Below are 25,046 nucleotides of genomic sequence, written 5' to 3' on the forward strand. Positions count from 1 at the left end.
AGGCGGCTCACATTGGCCAGATTTTGCACGGCTGGCAGCGAAACAGGGAATATTCTGAGATGAATCGTGTATTACTGACGGGCGCAACCGGCTTAGTGGGATCCTGTCTGCTGCGTTTACTGATCGACGATCCGCGCGTGGATGAAATTATTGCGCCCAGCCGTCGTGCGCTTCCCGCAATGAACAAGGTCGTCAACCCTGTTGAAGCCGATCTCACGGATGTCCTGCGCCCGCTGGAGGCACCGCTGACGACGGTATTTTGCTGTCTGGGCACCACGCGTAAGCAGGCGGGCAGTAAAGAGGTCTTTATTCACGTGGATTACACGCTGGTGGTGGATACCGCCCTGAACGCGTTACGTCTGGGGGCCAGAAAGATGCTGGTGGTCAGTGCGCACGGTGCTAACCGTCACTCCCCCTTTTTATACAATCGCGTGAAAGGTGAGATGGAAAATGCGCTGCGCCATCAGGCGTGGCCGAGCCTGACGGTGGTCCGGCCTTCGCTGTTGCTGGGTGAACGAAAAGATAAACGTCGGGGAGAAAGCCTGATGGCTCCGCTGTTCGCCTGGTTGCCAGGCAACTGGCGTGCCGTGTCGGCTCAGGACGTGGCTCGCTGCCTGCATCACCAGGCGTTTGCCGAAGAAAATACGGGGTTCACGCTGATCGAGTCCGGCGCGATCCCCCGTGTTTCAGCGTAGATACCAGATTTTCTGATTTCGGCTGCCGCGCCACAGGAGCGTGGCATCGCGTTCTGCCTCTTCAAACCGCCCGTCAATCACCACGTCTATCCAGGGCAGGATCGCGCGCTGTGCCGGGCTGAGTGCCTGCATGTCATAGCCGGTCCACAACCAGATATCTTTGCCTGCGCACGTCTGTTTTACCCGTTTCACTAACCGACGAACATGCGGCACGTTATGAGGATGCAGCGGATCGCCGCCGCTCAGCGATAAACCCTGACGCGGGATACGCGTATCCTGTAAATCCGCTAACAGCTGCTCCTCCATTTCCAGCGTAAACGGCACGCCGGAATCCAGCCGCCAGGTGCTCTGGTTGTAACAGCCGCGACACTGATGCTCGCAGCCTGAGACAAACAGCGTACAGCGCGTGCCGGGCCCGTTCACGATATCCACATCGTAGTAACGATGGATGCGCATCATCCCAGCTGTCCGCTATCCAGGTGCTTCACCCGACGCTGCACTTCCTGCTGTTTACCGGCGTTAAACGGACGCGCATCCGGGCTGCCGAGATAGCCACATACGCGGCGCGTAACCGAAACCCGGGCAGGATCGTGATTGCCGCAGTTGGGGCAGGTAAAGCCGCGACTGGTGCAGGTGAATTCCCCGTTGAACCCGCATTCGTAGCACTCGTCAATCGGCGTGTTGGTGCCGTAGTAGGGCACGCGGTCATAGCTGTAATCCCACACGTCTTCCAGCGCCTTGAGGTTGTGCTGCACGTTGGGATATTCGCCGTAACAGATAAACCCGCCGTTAGCCAACGACGGATAGGGCGCTTCAAAATCGATCTTATCGTAGGGATTCACCTTCTTCTCAACGTCCAGATGGAAGCTGTTGGTGTAGTAGCCTTTATCGGTTACCCCCTTTACCACGCCAAACTGCGCGGCATCCAGACGACAGAAGCGGTCGCACAGGTTCTCACTGGGCGTGCTGTAGAGACTAAAGCCGTAGCCGGTTTCGTCTTTCCAGGCATCGGTAGCCGCACGCATATGGGCCACGATGGCAACGCCTTTAGCGCGCAGCGCCGCATCATCGAAAGGATGGTGTTGCGCGCCACTCAGGGCATTCAGGGTTTCATGCAGACCGATATAGCCCAGTGACAGCGAGGCGCGGCCATTGCGGAAAATGGGGCCAATCTCATCATCGGCATTAAGCCGCACGCCGCAGGCGCCTTCCATGTACAGGATAGGCGCAACGCGGGCTTTGGTTTTTTCGAGTCGGGCAACGCGCGTCATGAGCGCCCGCTTCGCCAGCGCCAGCCGCGCATCCAGCAAGGTCCAGAAACGGGTTTCGTCTCCGTCTGCTTCCAGCGCAATGCGCGGTAAATTAAGGCTGATGACGCCGATATTATTCCGGCCTTCATGAATCTGCTCACCGTTTTCCTCGTAAACGCCCAGAAAACTGCGGCAGCCCATGGGAGTTTTAAAGGAGCCAGTGACCTGGACCACCTGATCATAATTCAGAATGTCGGGATACATCCGCTTACTGGCACAGGTCAGCGCCAGTTGCTTAATGTCGTAGTTAACCTCTCCCGCACGGCGGTTCACGCCTTCCCGAATCGTAAAGACCAGCTTTGGGAACACGGCGGTTTTGTGATTTTTACCCAGCCCCGCCAGGCGGTTACGCAAAATGGAGGTCTGAACCAGCCGTGCCGCCCAACTCGTGCCCAGGCCAAAACCAAAGGTCACGAACGGGGTTTGCCCGTTTGCCGTGTGTAACGTATTTACCTCGTATTCCAGCGACTGGAAGGCGTCATAGCACTCTTTTTCGGTACGTTCGCGAGCATAGGCGTCCGCCTGAGGAATGTGCCAGTCCTGCGCCACGGCAAGGTGTTTTGCGAAGCTCTTTTCCACATAGGGTGCCAGCACTTCATCAATGCGGTTCAGCGTGGTTCCACCGTAAATATGGCTGGCGACCTGCGCAATGATCTGCGCCGTGACGGCCGTTGCGGTGGCGATGGATTTTGGCGGCTCGATCTCGGCATTACCCATCTTGAAGCCGTTGGTCAGCATCCCTTTCAGGTCGATCAGCATGCAGTTGAACATGGGGAAGAAGGGGGAATAATCGAGATCGTGATAGTGGATCTCGCCGCGTTCATGCGCCTGAACGACGTCCCGGGGGAGGATCTGCTGCTGCGCATAGTGCTTCGCGACGATCCCGGCCAGCAGATCGCGCTGGGTGGGGATCACTTTGCTGTCTTTATTGGCATTTTCATGCAGCAGGGCGGCGTTGGTCTGATCCACCAGACCACGAATGGCGTGATGCAGATGGCTGCGGCGCTCGCGCTCCACGTCGCGATCGTGACGATACTCAATATAGGTGCGTGCCAGCTGCGGGTAAGGCCCGGCCATGAGCGTTTCTTCCACCGCATACTGGATGTCACCGATATCCACTTCCTGACGATGGGCCAGTTGAGTGCTGACCCGATCGGCCACCGTGTCGCACCACCGTGCATCTTCCACGTTTGCCGCCCGTGCCGCAGCCTTCACTGCTGCGGCGATACGCTGTGAATCAAAGCCTACGCGGCATCCGTCGCGCTTCACCACCACCGTTGCCATTTTTTCTCCGTTAACTACATATGGGTGTGTTTTTGGATTTTAGACTCAACATGTAGTAATTGCAGTGAATTAATCGGCTTGTTTTTGACCTGAAGCAAAGAAGCCTTGAACAAGAAGATAAAATCGACACTGAAAAAAAACAGACCCGAGATCGCCTTTTCCGGCGGGCGAATTTGCTTAGCGGAGCAAAATGACTTAACTCTGTTTATCGTTCTTTTTAGCCATTGACCCGCAGGGAGCCGTGCCAATGCCGTTACGTCGAAATGTGCTGATCTGTTGTTGTGCGCTGACCTTTTCCGCCGCCGCCGATACGCTGCCGCTCATGCCGTGGCCACAGCAGGTTGAGCAACCTGCCCACGCAGGCTGGCTGACGCTCACCCCACAGCTGACGCTACAGATTGTCGGGGACACGCTGCCCGGCGCCGAAACACGCTGGCTGTCGCGCATCGCTCGCCAAACCGGCTGGCCGCTGTTACCCGCCGATCAGCCGGTTGAGCATCCCACAATTCGTATTGCCATCGCGCAGGCGGTCAACCCTGTCCCTCAGCCTGACAGCGATGAAAGTTACCAACTGGACGTCAACCGCGACGGCGTGCTGCTGAAAGCCAACAGCCGCTTTGGCGCGATGCGCGGCATGGAAACGTTACTGCAGCTGATAGAAAACAGTGCCGAAGGCACCCGTATTCCCTGGATAACGATTCACGATAAACCGCGCTTTGCCTGGCGCGGCATCCTTATCGACAGCGCCCGCCATTTTATGCCGGTCAGAACGCTGAAACGCCAGATCGATGGGATCGCGGCGGCGCGAATGAACGTGCTGCACTGGCATCTCACCGACGATCAGGGCTGGCGCTTTGCCTCCCTCCGCTATCCGCAACTGCAGCAGAAAGCCAGCGACGGGCTTTTCTATACTCAGGCGGAGATGCGTGAGGTGGTGCAGTATGCGGCTGAGCGTGGCGTGCGCGTGGTGCCGGAGCTGGATATACCCGGCCATGCCTCCGCGCTGGCGGTGGCGATGCCGGAACTGATCAGCGCGCCGGGGCCGTATCAGATGGAGCGCGGGTGGGGCGTTTTCAAACCCTTGCTGGATCCCAGCAACGAACAGGTTTATCAGGTTATTGACGCGCTGGTGGGGGAGATGGCAGCGATCTTCCCCGATCCCTACCTGCATATCGGTGGCGATGAGGTGGATCCCAGCCAGTGGCAGGCATCCGCCGCTGTTCAGCAGTTTATGCGCGATCGTGGATTAGCCGATCCCCATGCGCTGCAGGCCTGGTTCAATCAGCGCGTTGAGAAAATCCTCGAAAAACACCAGCGGCGCATGGTGGGCTGGGATGAAATTGCCCATCCCGATCTGCCGCACAGCATTCTGATTCAGTCCTGGCAGGGACAGGATGCACTGGGCACGGTAGCGAAAAACGGCTATCGCGGCATTCTGTCCACGGGTTTTTATCTCGATCAGCCTCAGCCGGCCAGCTATCACTATCGCAACGAAATCTATCCTCAGGGCCTTAACGGCCAGGATGTGGTGCAGTCGGGCGAACAGGCTCAGAGCTGGTCCTTTACCATGCCACGGTTAAAAGGCAGCCCGGTAACGGGGAGTTTCACCCTGATTAAAGGCCGCGACGGCTGGCGCGGTTTTATCGACTTTGCCGGAAAATCGCGTCGTCTGGTGAACGCCATCGACTGGCTTTCGGCGAACCGGCTGACGTTCACGGTGGATACCTGGATGGGACCGTTCAAACCGGTCGTCACCCTGGCGAACAATCAACTGAGCGGATACATGCTGGTGGGTAACGTCCGTTACGCGGCCGAAGGGCAGCGGCTCGACGCGGTGCCCAGGGGGATTCAGCCTGTGCTGCCGGATGCGCGCCAGATGCAGCAAAACCTGCTGGGCGGTGAGGCCGCGCTGTGGGCCGAAAACGTCAACAGCGCGATTATTGATACCAAACTCTGGCCGCGTGCGTTTGTGGTTGCGGAGCGGTTATGGTCAGCCCAGGATGTCACCGATCCCGACAGCATGTACCAGCGGCTGGCGGCAATGGACCGCTGGACGACCGTATCGGTGGGGCTGCAGCAGCATTATCAGGCAGACCGACAGATGACGCGGCTTGCAAACAGCACGGATATTCAGCCGCTGCGCGTGCTGGCTCAGGCGCTGGAACCGGCCCAGTATTACACTCGACAGCATCTCAAGTTTCAGGCCGGGCATTACAACTACTTTGAGCCGCTGAACCGGCTGGCCGATGTTTTACCGGCAGAAAGCGACGCCGTCAGAACACTGGATAAGCAGGTGGTCGCGCTGGTTGAAGACAGAAGCAACGTGGCGGCTGCCGCAGCTATTCGCTCTCAACTCCAACGCTGGCACGATAACGCTGCTCAGGTTGCGCCATTACTCAACGGCAGCGCGCCACTTAAGGCGCTGGAAAGCAGCGCGAAACAGGTGGATGAGCTGAGCGTCATGGGCATCAACATGGTGAATGCCTATGTCCGTAACCAGGCGTTTGGGGCCAGCGAAATGGCGCAAATGCATGCGAAGCTGGATGCGGCGGCGCAGGTGCAGGACGAAACCGTCATCGCCCTTGTCAGGCCTCTTGAGGCCCTCCTCCGCGCCTTCAAATGAATAAGCGGGTGTCCTTCGCGCCGCAGGTGTCCTTGGCCGCGACTCATCACCCCAGCCAATAAGCTGGCGTCCTTCGCGCCGCAGGTGACCTTTGCCGCTGCTCATCACCCCAGCCAATAAGCTGGCGTCCTTCGCGCCGCAGGTGCGTTGGCCGCGGCTCATCACCCCGGTCACTTACTGCAGTAAGCTCCCGGGGATGACTCACCTTGCCGCCTTCCTGCAACACGAATGCCACCGGCTTATTCCGCAGAAGATGAGGGATGGAAAAGACATTTTGAACAATGGTTTGGGGATGATTTGGCGGATGGGTTTCCAGGGGGCGGTTATGCCGCGCTGAGCGTCGCGGCAAGGTAAAGATGAACTCAGGATGAGGTCGCTGGTCCGCCGACTGAATGACGGCGGACCAGCGTGGGACTGAACATATTGGTCACTTACTGCAGTAAGCTCCCGGGGATGACTCACCTTGCCGCCTTCCCGCAACACGAATGCCACCGGCTTATTCCCTTGAAGGTTAGGAATGGAAAAGACATTTTGAACAATGGTTTGGGGATGATTTGGCGGATGGGTTTCCAGGGGGAGGTTATGCCGCGCTGAGCGTCGCGGCAAGGTAAAGATGAACTCAGGATGAGGTCGCTGGTCCGCCGACTGAATGACGGCGGACCAGCGTGGGACTGAACATATTGGTCACTTACTGCAGTAAGCTCCCGGGGATGACTCACCTTGCCGCCTTCCCGCAACACGAATGCCACCGGCTTATTCCCTTGAAGGTTAGGAATGGAAAAGACATTTTGAACAATGGTTTGGGGATGATTTGGCGGATGGGTTTCCAGGGGGAGGTTATGCCGCGCTGAGCGTCGCGGCAAGGCAACGATCCACTCAGGATGAGGTTGCCGGGCCGCCGACTGAATGACGGCGGACCAGCGTGGGACTGAACATATTGGTCACTTCCGGCAGCGGCTGTTGATGTGCCAGCGCCAGAGCCAGTTCAGCGGCCTGCTGCGCCATGGTGACAATCGGGTAACGCACCGTGGTTAAACGAGGGCGAACGTAGCGGGAAACCAGCACGTCATCGAAGCCGATGAGTGACATCTCTTCCGGCACCTGCACGCCGTTGTCGCTCAGCACCGCCAGGGCACCAGCGGCCATGGAGTCGTTGTAGCAGGCCACGGCGCTGAAGTTTTTACCGCGTCCCAGCAACTCCGTCATCGCCTGCTCGCCGCCGACTTCGTCCGGCTCGCCCCAGGCGACCAGCCGATCGTTGCAGGGCAGGCCGTGCTCCTGCAGCGCGTCGTAATAACCCTGCAGGCGATCCTCCGCATCGGAAATCGTGTGAGTGGAGCAGATAAACGCAATATTCTGATGGCCCAGTTGAATCAGATGGCGCGTCGCCAGCCAGGCGCCGTAGCGGTCGTCCAGCGCGATGCAGCGCTTTTCAAAGCCCTTCAGCAGACGGTTCAGTAAGACCATGCCCGGCATCTGCTTCATCAACACTTCCAGCTCGCTGTCGGGGATTTTCTTGGCGTGCACCACCAGTGCCGCGCAGCGATGGCGCATCAGCTGCTCAATAGCCTGCCGCTCTTTTTGCTCATTATGGTAACCGTTACCAATCAGCAGAAAGTTGCCTGTCTGGCCCGCCACCTCATCAACGGCCTTCACCATCGCGCCAAAAAACGGATCGGAAACATCCCCGACCACCAGCCCCAGCGTTTCAGTGGACTGCTGCGCCAGCGCCCGTGCATTGGCGTTTGGATGATACTGCAGCGACTCCATCGCCTGGCTGACCGCCTGGCGTGAACTGTCACTGGCTTTAGGCGAATTGTTGATGACGCGGGAAACCGTGGCGACGGAAACTCCCGCCAACCGGGCAACATCCTTAATGGTGGCCATGCGATTACCTGATTTTGGGGAAACGTTTACACATCGCACCAGTGTTACGGAAAAGCGGGCGCACATCAAGACAACAGAATGCCAGCGCTGTCGCAAACAGGGTAAAATCAGACGGTTGGTGATGCCTTCTGTTCAGGTTGCGGCCCATGCTATGCTGCTGATCCCAACACCTGCCATAGCGATGACCATGAAAACTAAAGTGCCACATCTGGCGCACTGGGGCGCCTTTACCGCGGTAAGCGAAAACGATCGTCTTATCGGCTGCGAACCTTTTTTTGCCGACGCCGATCCCTCGCCGATGCTCAACACCATCCCGGAACTGGTTTACTCAGACAAACGTATTCGCCAGCCCATGGTGCGCCGCTCATGGCTGAAATCGCGCGAAAACAGTGACCGCACGCTGCGCGGACGCGAAGATTTTGTTGCCGTTGACTGGGAGACGGCGCTGGATCTGGTGGCAGAGGAAAATCGCCGTATTCGCGAACGCTACGGTGCATCCGGCATTTTTAATGGCTCTTACGGCTGGTCATCGGCGGGGCGCGTCAACCATGCGCGTACGCTGGTGCGCCGCTTCTATTTCCAGGGTGGCGGTGGCGTCGATCAGCAAGGCAACTACAGCTGGGGCGCCGCGCAGTTTTTCCTACCTTACGTGATGGGCACCTACATGCCGCTGACCGGGCGCGTCACCGACTGGCCGCAGGTGGTGGAACATGCGGAGGTGTTTGTCGCCTTCGGTGGGCTGGCGTTAAAAAATGCTCAGGTGGCATCCGGCGGCGCAGGCCAGCACAGCCTGAAACCGGCGCTGGAGCAGCTGGCGGCAAAAGGCACGCCGGTGATTAACATCAGCCCGATGCGCGATGACTGCCCAGAGTTTGTTAACGCGGAGTGGATACCGATCCGGCCGAATACCGACGTGGCGCTGATGCTGGCACTCGGTTACGAAATTTGTCAGCGTGGTGCGACCGACGAGGCGTTTCTGGCCCGTCACTGCACCGGTTGGCCACAGCTACGTGCCTATCTGCTGGGTGAAAGCGACGGCATCGCCAAAACGCCCGGCTGGGCCAGCAAGATCACCGATATCCCGGCGGATCGCATTGTACATCTGGCCCGACAGCTGATCGGCAAACGCAGTTTTATCACCTGCTCCTATTCGGTTCAGCGCGCCCACCGTGGCGAACAGCCTTACTGGATGATGATCGCGCTCTCTTCCATGCTCGGGCAGCCGGGCTTGCCGGGTGCGGGCTTCTCGTTTGGACACGGCTCGATGAACAGCGTGGGCAATCCGCGTCAGGAAGGCCCCGCGCCGATGATGAGCACCGGACCGAACCCTTCAGGCCTGTCCATTCCGGTTGCCCGCATCAGTGACATGCTGCTCAATCCCGGCCAGCCTTATGGTTTCCAGGGCGAAACTCTGCACTATCCGGACATTCATATGGTGCACTGGGCGGGCGGCAATCCGTTTCACCATCATCAGCAGCTTAACCGGCTGGTGGAAGGCTGGCAGAAGCCGGATACCGTAGTGGTCCAGGATATCGTCTGGACACCTGCGGCGCAGATGGCCGATATCGTGCTGCCCGCCACCACCACGCTGGAGCGTAATGACATCGGCGGTTCATCACGTGACCGTTTTGTACTGGCAATGCACCAGGCGATTAAGCCGCAACATCAGGCACGGAACGACTTTGATATTTTTGCCGATCTCGCCGAGCGCTTAGGCTATCGCGATACCTTCACCGAAGGGCGCAACGAGATGCAGTGGATAGAACATCTCTACCAGCAATGTGCGGTGGCGCACGGCCGTCGTGGCATTCCTTTCCCTGAGTTCGGTGAGTTCTGGCAGCGTGGCTTTGTGGAGATCCCCGAAGGCGGTAAGCCTTATATCTTTATGGAAGACTTCCGCGCCGATCCCGAGGCCAACCCGATACAGACTGCCAGCGGTAAGATTGAGCTGTTCTGCCAGACCATCGCTGACTACCACCTGGAGGATATGGCCGGGCATCCGGAATGGCGTGAGCCTCAGGAATGGCTTGGCGCGGCAGCCAGCCGTGATTATCCGCTACACATGATCTCCATTCAGCCATCGGACCGGTTACACAGCCAGTTAGATGCGACGGCTACCGTTCAGGGTAACAAAACCGCCGGGCATGAAACCCTGTATATGCATCCGCAGGATGCGGCGGTGCGGGATATCGGAGACGGTGACGAAATAGAGGTCAGCAATGCGCGCGGCAGAATACTGGCCGGCGTGCGTCTGACCGAGGGGCTGAAGCAGGGCGTGGTGATCATTTCCACCGGCGCCTGGTTTGATCCCGGTTTTGGCAAAGCGTGGCAGCCGTTTGACCGGGCGGGCAACCCCAATGTGTTAACCCTGGATATCGGCACGTCATCCCTGACGCAGGGACCCAACGCCATGAGTTGCCTGGTTGACATTAAAAAACATGTCGTTTGCACAAAAGCCTAAGGTTCACACGGCTGGTTACATTTTGCAGGCATCTGTTGCGTTTCAGTCGTGGCGAAAAAGCCGTTTCGCTTGCTACATTCAGGATCCCAGAGGTATTGATGGGTGAACATCAACTGATTTTTTCTTGATTACACCGACCTGCGTAGATACGCAGGTTTTTTTTGCCCGAAATAAACTGAACGATAACGAACTGATACACAGTTTTCCTGTGTTTTTACCCGTGCTTTGATTATAACTGCGGGATTGACCTCTTTTTTTTAAGCGCAGCGGATTGCCATGCCCCGGATTAAAAAATTACTGGGTAAAGACCAGATAAAAGCCCCGTTTAACCCTTTCCGTTTTCGCCTGATCTGCCTGGGCGTATTTACCTGCATGGCTGTTCTGCTGGTGCGCGTCGCCGATTTGCAGTTTCTTAATCAGCCCATGCTGGAACACGAGGCCGATCAGCGCTCGCTGCGTACCGTTACGCTTCCGACCAGCCGTGGCACCTTACTGGATCGCAACGGCGAAGCGCTGGCGCTCAGCGTACCGTCGCGGGATGTCATCGCCGATCCGCAGCGCGTGCTGGAGAGCAACCCTGATTTTACCAGCGCCAAGTGGGCCTATCTGGCGGCGGCATTAAGTATGCGACCAGAAGAGGTCGCGGCGCAGATCACCGCTAACCCCAAACGTCGTTTTCTCTATCTCGGGCGCAAAGTCGAACTGGGGATCGCCAAAGATATTAAAGATCTGAAGCTTAAAGGCATCAGTGAAGTCTACGACGACAGTCGCTTTTATCCGATGAGCGAAGCCTCCGCGCCGCTGATTGGTATTGTGGGGGCCGATAACACCGGCCTCAACGGACTGGAAAAGGGCTTTGATAAAGTCCTGCAGGGCCAGCCGGGCAAAGAAGTCTACCGGCAGGATGCGGCGGGGAATATTATCGCGATGATTAGCTACCAGCCGCCCACTCAGCCGCCGACGGTGCAGCTCAGCATTGATAAATTCAGCCAGTACACGCTCTACAGTAAGCTGCGCGATGGCGTGCTGCTAAACAAGGCGGATTCGGGCGCGGCGGTGCTGGTTAAAATTGATACGGGCGAGATTCTGGCGATGGCCTCTTATCCCTCGTTCAACCCCAACAACTATCAGGGGGCAACCCCAGCGCAGATGCGCAATACCGCCATTAATGACAGCTACGAGCCGGGTTCAACGGTAAAACCCCTTGTGGTGATGGAAGGGCTGGAACGTCACCTCGTCCGGCCGGATTCCGTGCTGGATACCACGCCTTACCGGGTTAACGGCCACCTGATCCGCGACGTCGGTCACTGGCCGCGCCTGACCATGACCGGCATTTTGCAAAAATCGAGCGACATCGGCGTTTCTCATATCGCCCTGGCGATGCCGGCGGAAGCCCTGGTGAACACCTACTACGCATTTGGCCTGGGTAAACCCACCGGGCTGGGGCTGACCGGCGAAAGCGTAGGGTATTTCCCGCTGCACCGCACGCGCTGGGCCGATATCGAACGCGCGACCTTTTCCTTCGGCTACGGTTTGCGCGTCACGCCGCTGCAAATTGCCCGTGAATACGCCACGCTGGGTTCCTATGGCGTTTATCGTCCGCTGTCGATCACCAAAGTGACGCCGCCGGTGCTGGGCAAGCAGGTCGCTAATCCGGAAACGGTCAAGGAAGTGGTGCACATGCTGGAAAGTGACGTCCTGCCGGGCGGTACCGGACTGAAAGCGGCGGTACCGGGCTATCGACTGGCCACCAAAACCGGTACGGCTGAAAAGATGGGCAGCAGCGGGAAGTATGATGGCGGTTATGTGAACTACACCGCAGGTATTGCCCCGGCCAGCCATCCTGAGGTGGCGCTGGTGGTAATGATTAACCATCCTACCGCGGGCGATCACTTCGGTGGCTCCGTAGCCGCGCCGGTGTTCGGTAACATCATGGGGCCGGTGCTCAAGCACATGAATATTGCCCCGGATGCCATCTACAGCAAGCCTGTGGATAGCGGTTCAGATAAATCCTAACCAAATCAAACTGTAAGTGAGGTGTGGATGTTTTTACACCTCGTTTCATTTCGCCGAATTCATTTTCCTTTTTCACCTGTCACTGACTCCTGCAGGGTGAGAGTATGGACATCCCAGAGGTATTGATGGGTGTGAAAACGGGCACTGCTCCGGCAAGGCCAATCGTTATTACACCAACCCACGCAGATGCGTGGGTTTTTTTTGCCCACTATTCCGGCCGCCAGCCCCTGTTATTCGTGCAGGTCCACCCCGTGGGCAGGGGACTGGTAAGGTTTCTTAACGCAACCCTTACGGTTTGGCGATGGAAAGTCGTAACACAAGTAGCCGATAATCTTTGCAGATGCCGTTTCGACGATACCTCCCATCCGGAGGATTTCTTTTATCCCTGTTTACCTGAAGAGTTCGATGACTACTCACGCTCCCCGTACCCATGGTTCCCGCTGGCTGAAATGGCTGCTTCTGCTCATTGCGCTGTTAATCGTTGCCGCCGTGGCATGGCGACTGATGGGCCATAAAGGCGCAGGTGGCACCCTGCCCGCGCGCGGTCATGCCGGACGCCATGGCGGCCCTGGTATGCTGAAAGGCGGCACGACGCTGGTTCACAGCGGCACCGCCAGCACCGCCGATGTGCCGGTCTATCTCTACGCGCTGGGTACGGTGATCCCCAATGCCAGCGTAACGGTCACCAGCCGGGTAGACGGTCAACTGGAGAAGGTCTACTTCACCGAAGGGCAGAAGGTTGAAGCGGGCCAGCTGCTGGCGCAGATCGATCCCCGCAGCTACGAGGCCACGCTGAATCAGTATCAGGGGGAGCTCAGCGAAAATATGGCGTTGCTGAAAAGTGCCGAACTGACGCTGGCACGCTACCGTAAACTGGCGGCCCAGGACTCGCTGTCCCGCCAGGATTTAGATACGCAAATCGCGACCGTGGGACAGTATCGCGGCGCAGTGGCTGCCGATCAGGCCCAGATTGCCAGCGCCAGGCTGAATATTGGCTATGCGCGCATCACCGCACCCGTCAGTGGTCGGGTAGGGCTGCGTCAGGTCGATCCGGGCAATATGATTCAGAGTGCCTCCACGACCGGGCTGGTGACCATTACCCAGATGCAGCCTGCCGCCGTTACTTTTAGCGTGCCCCAAAGTCATATCCCGACGCTGGTAAAAGCCCTTCATCACGATCGGACACTGCCCGCCACCGCCTTCGATCAGGATAACCAGCATGCCCTGAGTCAGGGGCAGGTGAAATTTATCAGCAACGAGATCGACACGGCGACCGGCACCATTACGCTGAAAGCCATGTTCGCTAACGACGACGAGGCGCTGTACGCCAACCAGTTTGTGAACCTACGCCTGCAAACCAGCGTGCTGAAAGGCGCCACCATTATTCCGGCGCAGGCGTTACAGTTGAGCAGCGACGGCAGCTTTGTTTTTATCATCAATAAAGACAACACCGTGACGCGCCAGCCGGTTACGGCAGGTCCGGCTTACGGTGAGACGTGGCAGGCTATTCTGCAGGGCGTGAAGCCTGGCGACCGTCTGGTCACGGAAGGGATCGATCGCCTGACCAACGGCAGTAAAGTTTCGGTCGCGGACAGCACCCAACCGACCCCACCGGCTGAGGCACAATGAACCCGTCACGCCTCTTTATTCTGCGTCCGGTCGCCACCATCCTGCTGATGGCGGGCGTGCTGATCGCTGGCCTGTTTGCTTACCGGTTTCTTTCAACGTCGGCGCTGCCGCAGGTCGATTACCCAACTATTCAGGTGACAACGCTCTATCCCGGTGCCAGCCCGGACGTAATGGCATCGACGATAACTTCACCGCTGGAGCGCCAACTGGGACAGATGTCAGGCCTGAGCCAGATGAGCTCGACCAGCTCAGGCGGATCGTCGATCATCACCCTGACGTTCAGCCTGGATCTGTCGCTGGATGTGGCCGAGCAGGAGGTGCAGGCCGCCATCAACGCCGCCAATAATTTGCTGCCGACCGATCTGCCCACGCCGCCCACCTATAAAAAGGTCAATCCGGCCGACAGTGCGGTCATCACCTTAGCTGCCAGCTCGGATACTCTGCCGCTGACGCAGGTTCAGGACCTGGTGAATACCCGCGTTGCGCTCAAGCTCTCGCAAATTTCCGGCGTGGGCATGGTAACGCTCGCGGGCGGTCACCAACCGGCAATTCGCGTGCAGATGAACCCTCAGGCGCTGGCGGCCCATGGCCTGACGCTGGAAGACGTGAATACGCTTATCGGCAACAGCAACGTCAAAGGCTCCAAGGGCGGATTTGACGGCCGCTATCACTCCGTCACCATTGACGCCAACGACCAGCTGCGCACCGCCGCCGAATACGGCAACCTGATTCTGACCTACCAGAACGGCGCCGCCCTGAGGCTGAAGGACATCGCCCATATTGAGCAGGGACCGGAGAACAGCTTTCAGTCTGCCTGGGCCAACAACCACCCGGCCATCGTGATCGGCGTGCAGCGCCAGCCGGGGGCGAATGTCATCCAGGTGGTGGACAGCATCAAGGCGCAGTTGCCCACGCTGCAGGCCGCGCTGCCCGACGGCGTGAAAATGACCATCCTGTCCGATCGTACCCAAACCATTCGCGCCTCCATCCGCGATGTCCAGTTTGAGCTGATGCTTTCCATTGCGCTAGTGGTGATGGTGACCTTTCTGTTCCTGCGTAACGTGGCGGCCACGCTGATCCCCAGCGTGGCGGTACCGCTTTCGCTGGTGGGAACCTTTGGCGTGATGTATCTCGCCGGCTTCAGCCTCAATAACCTGTCGTTGATGGCGCTGACGATTGCCACCGGTTTTGTGATCGACGACGCGATCGTGGTGGTCGAGAATATTTCCCGGCGGCTGGAAGCAGGGGAGCCACCGCTGGAGGCGGCGTTAAAGGGATCGCAGCAGATTGGCTTTACCATCATCTCTCTGACCTTTTCCCTGATTGCGGTGCTGATTCCGCTGTTGTTTATGGGCGATGTGGTGGGGCGCCTGTTTCGCGAGTTTGCCATCACGCTGGCGGTATCCATTCTGGTTTCAATGCTGGTCTCGCTGACCTTAACGCCGATGCTGTGTGCTTACCTGCTGCACTTTGTTCCGCCCGAGAAGCAGTCCCGTTTCGCGCGCAAAGGCGGCGAGGTTTTTGATTGGCTGATTCGCGGGTACGACCGCCTGCTGACCCGGGTGCTGGATCATCAGAAACTGACGCTGCTGGCGGCGCTGGCGACCTTTGCTCTCACCGCGCTGCTGTATATCCTTGTCCCCAAAGGCTTCTTCCCAACTCAGGATACCGGGTTGATTCAGGGCGTGACCGTGGCCACGCAGGACGTCTCTTTTACCGAGATGGCGAAGCGCCAGCAGGCGCTGTCTGCGGTGATCATGCAAAATCCGGCGGTTGAGAGCGTCTCTTCGACCATCGGTATTGACGGCAACAACACCAGCCTGAACAGCGGTCGGTTGCAGATCAACCTGAAGCCCTTTGGTCAACGCGACGACAAAGCCGGTGCAATCATCAAACAGCTGCAGCAGGCGGCAACGCGCGTGGTCGGCATTCAGCTTTATCTGCAACCAGCACAGGATCTGACGGTTAACGATCAGGTCACGCCGAGCCAGTATCAGTTCACCCTTGACGATGCCAACAGCGAAGACCTGGTGACCTGGTCGCCGAAACTGGTGGCGGCCTTGCAGAAACGGCCAGAGTTCAACGGCGTGGTAAGTAACCTACAGGATCAGGGCCAGGTGGCTTATGTCGAGCTGAACCGGGACAAAGCCGCGCGGTTGGGCGTGACCGCAGCGGACGTTGATACCGCGCTCTACAGCGCGTTTGGACAGCGGCTGGTCTCGACGATCTTTACCCAGTCGAATCAGTATCGCGTGGTGCTGGAAGTCGCTCCGCAATACCAGCAAAGCCCGGCCGCTTTCGACGATGTGTATCTGAAACCCTCTGCCAGCACGTCCAGCACCGCATCAGACAGCACGTCTGCCAACAGCAGCCCGGATACCTCATCAGCCTCAACCGCCACCAGCACGGCCACAACCACCAGCAGCGGCATGGTCAGGCTGACCGCCATCGCCACGATCCATCAACGGACCGGGTCGCTGATGCACATGCGGCTGAATCAGTTTCCGGCGGTGATGATCTCCTTCAATCTCAATGACGGCTATTCGCTGGAAGATGCGCAGAACGCCATTACCAAAGTGACTGCACAGCTGCAGCTGCCCTCGGCGATTACGCTGCGCTATCAGGGAGAAACCTCGGCGTTTCAGAGCGCCACAGGTAACACGCTGTGGCTGATACTGGCGGCCCTGCTGACGATGTATGTGGTATTGGGCATTCTGTATGAAAGCTTCATCCATCCGGTGACGATCCTCTCGACGCTGCCCTCAGCGGCGGTCGGGGCGCTGTTAACCCTGTTGCTGGCGAATACGGCGTTCAGCCTGATTGCGCTGATCGGGGTGATTCTGCTCATCGGCATCGTGAAGAAGAACGCCATCATGATGATCGATTTTGCGCTGGAGGCCGAAAACAAGCAGCATCTCTCCCCCCGGGAAGCCATTCATCAGGCCTGTCTGCTGCGTTTCCGCCCGATACTGATGACCACCATGGCGGCGCTGCTGGGCGCACTGCCGCTGATGCTCGCGTCCGGATCGGGTGCCGAGTTGCGGCAGCCGCTGGGGCTGGTGATTGTCGGCGGATTGATCGTCAGCCAGGTACTGACGCTGTTCTCCACGCCGGTGATCTATCTGTGGTTTGATGGGATTGCCCAGCGCGGCAATGCCTGGGTGAAACGCCGTCAGCAACAGGCGCGGAGCGGGCAATGAACCTGACCCGGCTGTTTATCTTACGCCCGGTCGCCACGCTGCTGCTGACGATGGCGATTCTGCTGCTTGGCGTGCTGGGCTACCGCCTGTTGCCGGTGGCCCCGCTGCCGCAGGTGGATTTCCCGACTATTATGGTTAATGCCAGCCTGGCCGGTGCCAGCCCGGAAACCATGGCGGCAACGGTTGCCACGCCGCTGGAACGCTCGCTGGGGCAGATTGCCGGTATCACCGAGATGACCTCAAACAGCTCGCAGGGCTCCAGCACCATCATTTTACAATTCGAACTTAACCGGGATATCAACGGCGCGGCACGCGACGTGCAGGCGGCGATCAACGCGGCACGCAGCCTGCTGCCAAGCGCGATGGCATCGCTGCCGACCTACCACAAAGCCAACCCCTCGGATGCGCCGATTGTCATGCTGGCGCTGACCTCCGCCACCCGCTCGCCGGGTGAACTCTACGATCTGGCCGAAAGTAAAATCGAGCAGGCGATGGGGCAGATCAAGGGCGTGGGCGACGTGTCATTAATGGGAAGCGCGCTGCCTGCGGTCCGCATCGATCTGCAGCCGCTTAAGCTCATCCACGCGGGTATTTCGCTGGATACGGTGCGCAGCGCGGTGGCCAACAGCACCACCACGCTGCCTAAAGGCTCGCTGCAGGGCAGCAGCCAGTCGTGGATGGTGGACGGCAATGGCCAACTGGACAAAGCCGCCAGCTATCGCAACCTGATTATCAGCAACAAAGAGGGCAATGTCGTGCGGCTGGGCGACGTCGCCAGCGTGTACGATTCGGTAGAGGACCGCTATCAGGCCGGCTTCCTCAATGCCCAACCGGCGGTCATGGTGGGCATCAAGCGCCAGGCGGGCGCCAACATGCTGGACACCATCGATGCCATCAAAGCCCGCCTGCCTGCCCTGGAAAAAGATCTGCCTGCCGATACTCAGCTTAAGGTGGTGGTGGACCGTTCGCCCGGCGTGCGCGCCTCGCTATACGATACCGAAGAAACGCTGCTGATTGCGGTGCTGCTGGTGATTGCGGTGGTGTTTGTCTTTTTACGCAACCTGCAGGCGGTGATCATTCCGGCCCTGGCGCTACCGGTCTCGCTGATCGGAACCTGTGCGGTGATGTACCTGCTGGGTTACAGCCTGGATAACCTGTCGCTGATGGCGCTGATCATCGCCACGGGATTCGTGGTCGATGACGCCATCGTGGTGCTGGAAAATATCACCCGCCATATTGAAGCCGGCCAGCGCCCGCTGCGTGCGGCCATCCGCGGTGCGCGTGAAGTCAGCTTTACCGTGCTGTCGATGACGATCTCGCTGATTGCCGTGTTTATTCCCATCCTGCTGATGGGCAGCCTGTTGGGGCGACTGTTTCGCGAGTTTGCGATCACGCTAACCGTTTCCCTGGTGATTTCGATGTTTGTCTCGCTGAGCCTGACGCCGATGCTCTGCGCGCGGCTGCTGAAACCGAAACCCAACGTGAGCAAGCGCCCGCATCCGCTCTATCAGTGGATTGAAAATCAGTTAAACCACGCGCTTGCGGCCTACTCGCGCGGTCTCAACTGGGTCATGCGCCATCAGAAACTGACCCTGCTTAGCCTGCTGCTCACCGTGCTGCTTAACCTGTTTCTCTATACGGTGGTGCAGAAAGGCTTTTTCCCCGAACAGGATACGGGCCTGCTGATGGGGGCCTTACGGGCGGATCAGAATATTTCGTTTCAGGCGATGAAGCCGAAGATGCTGCAGTTCACCAACATCATTCGGTCCGATCCTGCCGTTGAAAGCGTGATGTCATCCATGGGCAGCGGGATGTTTGGCTCGCGCAATAACGCCGACTTTTTTGTCCGGCTTAAAGCTTTTGACAAGCGTGATGCCACGGCCAGCCAGGTGGCTAACCGCTTAAGCCAGAAAACCAGTAAGATCCCCGGCGCGCAGCTGTTTCTGATGGCGGCGCAGGATCTGCACATCGGCGGGCGCAGTGCCAATGCCACCTATCAGTACAGCCTGCAGGCGGACGATCTGGCCCTGCTGCGCGAGTGGACGCCTAAAGTCCAGGCGGCACTGGCGGCGATTCCGCAGCTCAACAGCGTTGATTCCGATGCGCAAACCGGCGGTCAGGAAGTGATGCTGACGATCGACCGCGACCAGGCCACCCGGCTGGGGGTGAATGTGAAGATGCTGGACACGATGCTGAATAACGCGTTCAGCCAGCGGCAGATTGCCACGCTGTACCATACGCTCAATCAGTATCACGTGGTGATGTCGCTGCAGGACAGCGATACCCGCGATCCGTCGATATTGCAGCAGCTGTTCGTCATTAACGACAGCGGCGACCGCATTCCGCTGTCGGCCTTTGTCAGCTTCACGGGCGGCAATGCCCCGCTGACGGTGACGCATCAGGGGCAGTCAGCTACCAGCACCGTGGCCTTTAACCTGAATGACGGCGTCTCGCTGGAGCAGGCGGAGGCGCTGATCAAACAGGCGATGGCCCAGATTGGCTTGCCCTCAACCATTCAGGCGGGCTATGCCGGAACAGCGGCCGAATTTAATCAACTGACCGCCACGATGCCGTGGCTGATTGTGGCGGCGCTGGTGGCGGTCTATATCGTTCTGGGCGTGCTGTATGAGAGCTATATTCATCCACTGACGATTCTGTCGACATTGCCCTCGGCGGGCGTGGGCGCGCTGCTGCTGCTGTTACTGACCAATACTCAGCTCACGGTGATCGCGCTGATCGGCATTATCCTGTTGATCGGTATCGTAAAAAAGAACGCGATTATGATGATCGACTTTGCCATTGATGCCGAGCGGCGGCTTGGCCTTTCACCGCAGCAGGCGATTACCCAGGCCTGCCTGATGCGTTTTCGCCCCATTATGATGACCACGCTGGCCGCGTTCTTCGGGGCGCTGCCGCTGGCGTTGGGCAGCGGCGGTGATGCCGACTTACGCAGCCCGCTCGGCATTGCCATCGCCGGGGGCTTAGCGCTGAGCCAGCTGCTGACGCTGTTTACCACACCGGTTATTTATCTGTGGCTCGATCGCCTGAGCCGTGCCACCCAACGTCAATGGCGTCGTCTGCGCCATGCGGGAACCTGAATCATGAAATCACGTCTTCCGGCCGTGCTGGTGCTGCTGTTGAGCGGCTGTACTGTTGGCCCCGATTACCAACGCCCTTTGATGGCGATGCCGGTTCACTACAAAGAGGCCAGAGGCTGGCAGCAGGCGACGCCCCAGGACGATCGGCACAAGGGCGAATGGTGGTCGGTGTACCAGGATGCCACGCTAAACAGCCTGCTCAGTCAGGTCAGCCTCTCTAACCAGAATGTGGCTGAATACGCGGCGCAGTATCGCCAGGCGCAGGCGCTGGTGGCGCAGTCCCGGGCGGCGCTGTTTCCCACCCTGGATTATGACGCCAGTACGACGCGGAGCGGCAGCCACACTGACAGCACGCGCACCACCAGCAGCAGCCATCAGGCGGCGCTGAATGCCAGTTGGGAGCTGGATTTATGGGGCAAACTGCGTCGGACACGGGAAGAGGATCGGGCCAGCGCGCAGGCCAGCGCAGCGGAACTCGCCAATATCACCCTGAGCGCCCAGACCGAGCTGGCGGAAGACTACTTCCAGTTGCGCATCATGGACGAAAAAATTGGTTTGTATCAGCAGAGCATCGCCGCCTATCAGCGCTATCTGAGCGTGATACAGAACCAGTATCAGGCGGGAACGGAATCCCGTGCCACGGTGGCTCAGGCGCAGCAACAGCTGGAGAGCGCCAGCGCCTCGGCCCAGGATTATCAGTGGCAACGCGCCCAGATGGAACATGCGATCGCCCTGCTGGTGGGCAAAGCGCCTGCGGATTTCAGCCTGCCTGCCGCAACCCTGACGGCAACCTTACCGGCGATTCCCGGCGGCTTACCGGCCGAACTGCTGCAGCGCCGTCCCGATATCGCCATGGCCGAGCGTAAAATGGCGGCAGCCAACGCGGCGATCGGAGTTGCCACCGCCGGGTACTATCCCGATCTCACCCTCAGCGCCAGCGGCGGCGTGAGCGCCTCTGCGCTGCATAACCTGTTCGCGTTACCTAACCGTGTCTGGTCGCTGGGACCCGAGCTGAGCGGCTCGCTGCTGGACTTTGGCGCCACCTCGGCCAGTGTGGATCAGGCCCGCGCTGCCTACGATGCCAGCGTGGCGAACTATCGACAGACGGTGCTGACGGCGATGCAGGATGTCGAAGACCGCTTGGTGGAACTGAACACGCTGCAGGGCGAAATCGCCGCACAGCAGCGCGCCACCGCCGCCGCGCAGACTTCGGCGCAGGTAACACGCAATCAGTATGAGGCCGGGATGATTGACTATCTGGATGTGGCGACAACCGAAAACAGCAGCCTGAGCGCGCAACAAAGTTTACTGACGCTGAAAAGCACCCAGTGGGTCAGTAGCGTGGCGCTGATCGCGGCGCTGGGCGGCGGCTGGCATACCGCACCATGAAGGCGGCATAGCGCTGAAATCTGCCAATAATCAGTTGTCGATTACGGCTAAATCCTGCATCGTGAGTGGCTATTTTTAAGATGCTAAGGAGCCGGCATGTTATTCACCTTTTTCCGCCTGGTATTCCGCCTGCTGTGGCGGGTTGAACTCCGGGGCGATCTCGCTGAACTGCATAAGCAGAAGGTGCTGATTACCCCGAATCACACCTCGTTTCTGGATGGGGCGCTGCTGGCGCTGTTTCTGCCCATCAAACCGGTTTTTGCGATTTACTCGTCGATCAGCGAGCACTGGTTTTTACGTCTCATCAAGCCGTACGTGGATTTTGTTCCGCTCGATCCCACTAAACCCTTGGGGCTGAAGCAGCTGGTGCGGCTGATCGACAGCGGGCGTCCGGTGGTCATTTTCCCGGAAGGCCGTATTACCGTCACCGGATCGCTGATGAAAATTTACAGCGGGGCCGGATTTGTCGCGGCAAAATCTGGTGCCACCGTGGTGCCGATGCGCATTGAAGGCGCGGAGTTTACGCCGTTTGGTCGCCTGGCGGGCGTCTTTAAGCGTCGTTTGTTTCCGCGCATCACACTCAGCATTTTACCCGGCACCCATATTCCGATGCCTGAAGCGAAACGCGCCCGTGATCGTCGCGTGCTGGCCGGTGAACACCTGCATCACATTATGATGGAAGCACGCATGGCCGTGCGCCCACGGGAAACTCTGTTTGAGGCCTTTCTCAATGCCCGCCAGCGCTACGGCGCGTTTAAACGCTGCATTGAAGATGCGAATTTCAAACCGGACAGCTATACCGGTTTACTGAAAAAAGCGTTGGGCGTCGGACGGATTCTGGAGCGTTACAGTCAGCCCAACGAGTACGTAGGGCTGCTGCTGCCTAACGCCACGGTCACCGCGGCGGCTATCCTGGGCGCTTCCCTGCGTGGGCGCGTGCCTGCGATGCTGAACTATACCGCTGGCGTAAGCGGCATGCGCGCGGCGCTGACCGCATCAAAAGTGAAAACCGTGTTCACGTCCCGCCAGTTTCTGGACAAGGGCAACCTGTGGCACCTGCCGCAGGGCCTGACAGAGGTACAGTGGATCTACCTGGAAGATCTGAAGGATACCGTCACGCTCAAAGACAAGCTCTGGATACTGGCGCATCTGATCGCGCCGCGCCAGGCCCAGGTGGCGCAACAGCCTGAAGAGGCCGCGATGGTGCTGTTTACGTCGGGATCGGAAGGCCATCCCAAAGGCGTGGTGCACTCGCACAAAAGCCTGCTGGCCAACGTTGAACAGATCCGTACCGTGGCAGACTTTACGCCGCGCGACCGTTTTATGTCGGCCCTGCCGCTGTTTCATGCTTTTGGCCTGACCGTGGGGCTGTTTACACCGCTGATGACCGGGGCGCAGGTCTTTCTCTATCCCAGCCCGCTGCACTACCGAATCGTGCCGGAGCTGGTTTACGACCGTAACTGCACCGTCCTGTTTGGAACCTCCACCTTCCTGGGTAACTATGCCCGCTTTGCCCAGCCCTATGACTTTGCGCGACTGCGCTACGTGGTGGCCGGGGCAGAGAAGTTGCAGGAAACCACGCGCCAGCTGTATATGGACAAGTACGGCATTCGTATTCTGGAAGGCTATGGCGTCACCGAATGCGCGCCGGTGGTGGCGATCAACGTGCCGATGGCCGCGAAAGCGCATACCGTGGGCCGTATCCTGCCGGGAATGGATTCTCGCCTGATGTCGGTGCCGGGCATCGAAAACGGCGGGCAGCTACAGCTGCGTGGCCCCAACATCATGAAGGGCTATCTGCGGGTCGAGAACCCCGGCGTGCTGGAAACCCCGGCCGCTGATAACGGTGAAGGCCAGAGTGAAGCGGGCTGGTACGATACCGGCGATATCGTCAGCTTTGATGAGGGCGGCTTCTGCCAGATTCAGGGGCGAGCCAAACGCTTTGCCAAAATAGCCGGTGAGATGGTGTCACTGGAGGTGGTCGAGCAGATTGCCCTGAAGGCCTCTTCGGATAAACAGCATGCGGCCTCGCTGCGCCCTGACGGTAATCGGGGTGAAGCATTGGTGCTGTTTACTACCGACAGCGAACTGGCACGCGAGAGCCTGCAAAAAGCCGCGCGTGAGCTGGGGGCTGCCGAGCTGGCCGTACCTCGCGACATTCGCGTGGTAAAAACGTTGCCCCTCCTGGGCAGTGGTAAACCTGACTATGTCACGCTGAAAAACATGGCGGAAGAGGAACAGGCATGATCGTAGAACGTGATGCGCCGTTATTGTCGCGCGGCATGATAGCGGTAATGGTGGCGCAGTTTTTCTCCGCGTTCGGCGATAATGCCCTGCTGTTTGCCACCCTGGCATTATTAAAAAACCAGTTCTATCCCGACTGGAGCCAGCCGATCCTGCAGATGCTGTTTGTGGCAACCTATATCCTGCTGGCCCCGTTTGTGGGGCAGATGGCGGACAGCTTTGCCAAAGGGCGGGTCATGATGTTCGCCAACAGCCTGAAGCTACTGGGTGCGATGATCATCTGCTTTGGCTTCAATCCCTTCCTGGGTTACACCCTGGTGGGGATCGGCGCGGCGGCGTATTCGCCCGCCAAATACGGCATTCTTGTGGAAATCGCCCATGACGAGAAGCTGGTCAAAGCCAACGGGCTGATGGAAGCTTCCACCATTGCGGCGATCTTACTGGGCTCGGTGGCGGGCGGCATCCTGGCTGACTGGAACCTGGTTGCCGCGCTGGCGGTCTGTGCCTTGACCTATGCCGTGGCGGTAACGGCGAACCTGTTTATCCCTAAACTGCACGCCGCGCGTCCCGGCCAGAGCTGGAACTTCGCGGCCATGCTGCGCAGCTTTATTGCCGCAACGCGCGTACTGTGGAACAACGCTGAAACGCGTTTCTCCCTGCTCGGGACCAGCATGTTCTGGGGCGCAGGCGTCACGCTGCGTTTTCTGCTGGTATTATGGGTGCCGGTGGCGTTGGGGATCCAGGATAACAAAACCCCGACCACGCTGAATGCCATGGTGGCGGTCGGTATCGTCGTGGGCGCGGCGCTGGCGGCAAGGCTGGTTACGCTGGAGACCGTGCGCCGCTGTATGCCTGCCGGTGTGCTGATTGGGATCGTGGTGGTGATTTTCTCGCTGCAACATACGCTGCTGAATGCTTACCTGCTGCTGTTAGTGATTGGCGTACTCGGCGGTTTCTTCGTGGTTCCGCTTAACGCGCTGCTGCAGGAGCGGGGCAAACAGAGCGTGGGATCCGGTAATGCCATCGCGGTACAGAACCTCGTTGAAAACACCGCCATGCTGGTGATGCTTGGGCTGTATACCTTAGCCATTCGGGCTGGCGCGCCCGCGGTGGCGACCGGCATGGGCTTCGGCGCACTGTTTGCACTGGCGATTGCCGTGCTGTGGCTGTGGCTGTGGCTGTGGCGTCCTAAAATGTAACATTCTCGCAG

13 protein-coding genes are annotated in these 25,046 nt (G+C 58.9%); 10 read left to right on the forward strand and 3 right to left on the reverse strand.

Annotated elements, in window-relative coordinates:
• The first annotated feature begins 59 nt into the window (after positions 1 to 59).
• Positions 60 to 695: an NAD(P)H-binding protein gene (locus QLG08_RS15015; protein WP_126843175.1), complete on the forward strand. Its 636-nt coding sequence runs from the start codon at positions 60 to 62 to the stop codon at positions 693 to 695.
• On the opposite strand, the gene nrdG is transcribed toward QLG08_RS15015, so the two are convergent.
• Together nrdG and nrdD are read right to left on the reverse strand one after the other, a co-directional pair.
• Positions 687 to 1,154 carry an anaerobic ribonucleoside-triphosphate reductase-activating protein gene (gene nrdG, locus QLG08_RS15020; RefSeq protein WP_014606739.1) on the reverse strand — a complete coding sequence of 156 codons (468 nt, stop codon included), beginning with the start codon at positions 1,152 to 1,154 and terminating at the stop codon, positions 687 to 689. The genes QLG08_RS15015 and nrdG overlap by 9 nt on opposite strands.
• The gene (gene nrdD / locus QLG08_RS15025; protein WP_014606738.1) at positions 1,151 to 3,289 is read right to left on the reverse strand and encodes an anaerobic ribonucleoside-triphosphate reductase; all 2,139 of its coding nucleotides are present in this window, start codon (positions 3,287 to 3,289) and stop codon (positions 1,151 to 1,153) included. The genes nrdG and nrdD overlap by 4 nt, the downstream gene beginning before the upstream one ends.
• A gap of 247 nt (positions 3,290 to 3,536) precedes the next feature.
• Between nrdD and QLG08_RS15030 the strand changes: the two genes are divergently transcribed.
• Positions 3,537 to 5,912, forward strand: coding sequence for a family 20 glycosylhydrolase (locus QLG08_RS15030; protein ID WP_015701088.1), 2,376 nt, complete (start codon positions 3,537 to 3,539; stop codon positions 5,910 to 5,912).
• Between the two features lie 876 nt (positions 5,913 to 6,788).
• On the opposite strand, the gene galR is transcribed toward QLG08_RS15030, so the two are convergent.
• Positions 6,789 to 7,799 (reverse strand): HTH-type transcriptional regulator GalR, encoded by a 1,011-nt coding sequence (galR, locus tag QLG08_RS15035; RefSeq protein WP_013024371.1) that lies wholly within the window; start codon positions 7,797 to 7,799, stop codon positions 6,789 to 6,791.
• 187 nt (positions 7,800 to 7,986) lie between these two features.
• Here galR and QLG08_RS15040 point away from each other — a divergent pair, with 187 nt between their 5' ends.
• The 8 genes from QLG08_RS15040 to lplT all read left to right on the forward strand — a co-directional run bounded on the left by QLG08_RS15040 (position 7,987) and on the right by lplT (position 25,035).
• Positions 7,987 to 10,260: a molybdopterin guanine dinucleotide-containing S/N-oxide reductase gene (locus QLG08_RS15040; RefSeq protein WP_041457934.1), complete on the forward strand. Its 2,274-nt coding sequence runs from the start codon at positions 7,987 to 7,989 to the stop codon at positions 10,258 to 10,260.
• A 276-nt stretch (positions 10,261 to 10,536) separates the two neighbouring features.
• Positions 10,537 to 12,276 (forward strand): penicillin-binding transpeptidase domain-containing protein, encoded by a 1,740-nt coding sequence (locus tag QLG08_RS15045; RefSeq protein WP_014595174.1) that lies wholly within the window; start codon positions 10,537 to 10,539, stop codon positions 12,274 to 12,276.
• A 405-nt stretch (positions 12,277 to 12,681) separates the two neighbouring features.
• Positions 12,682 to 13,905 carry an MdtA/MuxA family multidrug efflux RND transporter periplasmic adaptor subunit gene (locus QLG08_RS15050; protein ID WP_110286547.1) on the forward strand — a complete coding sequence of 408 codons (1,224 nt, stop codon included), beginning with the start codon at positions 12,682 to 12,684 and terminating at the stop codon, positions 13,903 to 13,905.
• Positions 13,902 to 17,105: an efflux RND transporter permease subunit gene (locus tag QLG08_RS15055; protein WP_238493266.1), complete on the forward strand. Its 3,204-nt coding sequence runs from the start codon at positions 13,902 to 13,904 to the stop codon at positions 17,103 to 17,105. The genes QLG08_RS15050 and QLG08_RS15055 overlap by 4 nt, the downstream gene beginning before the upstream one ends.
• Positions 17,102 to 20,203: an efflux RND transporter permease subunit gene (locus tag QLG08_RS15060; protein ID WP_238493265.1), complete on the forward strand. Its 3,102-nt coding sequence runs from the start codon at positions 17,102 to 17,104 to the stop codon at positions 20,201 to 20,203. Before QLG08_RS15055 ends, QLG08_RS15060 begins: the two co-directional genes overlap by 4 nt.
• A gap of 3 nt (positions 20,204 to 20,206) precedes the next feature.
• Positions 20,207 to 21,592 (forward strand): efflux transporter outer membrane subunit, encoded by a 1,386-nt coding sequence (locus tag QLG08_RS15065; RefSeq protein WP_116197715.1) that lies wholly within the window; start codon positions 20,207 to 20,209, stop codon positions 21,590 to 21,592.
• 96 nt (positions 21,593 to 21,688) lie between these two features.
• A complete protein-coding gene (aas, locus tag QLG08_RS15070) occupies positions 21,689 to 23,839 on the forward strand; it encodes a bifunctional acyl-ACP--phospholipid O-acyltransferase/long-chain-fatty-acid--ACP ligase (protein WP_238493264.1) in 2,151 nt (716 codons plus the stop codon).
• Positions 23,836 to 25,035, forward strand: coding sequence for a lysophospholipid transporter LplT (gene lplT / locus QLG08_RS15075; protein WP_238493263.1), 1,200 nt, complete (start codon positions 23,836 to 23,838; stop codon positions 25,033 to 25,035). The genes aas and lplT overlap by 4 nt, the downstream gene beginning before the upstream one ends.
• Positions 25,036 to 25,046: the final 11 nt, after the last annotated feature.

Source organism: Pantoea sp. V106_11 (assembly GCF_029967885.1).
GTDB classification, from domain to species: Bacteria; Pseudomonadota; Gammaproteobacteria; order Enterobacterales; family Enterobacteriaceae; genus Pantoea; species Pantoea ananatis.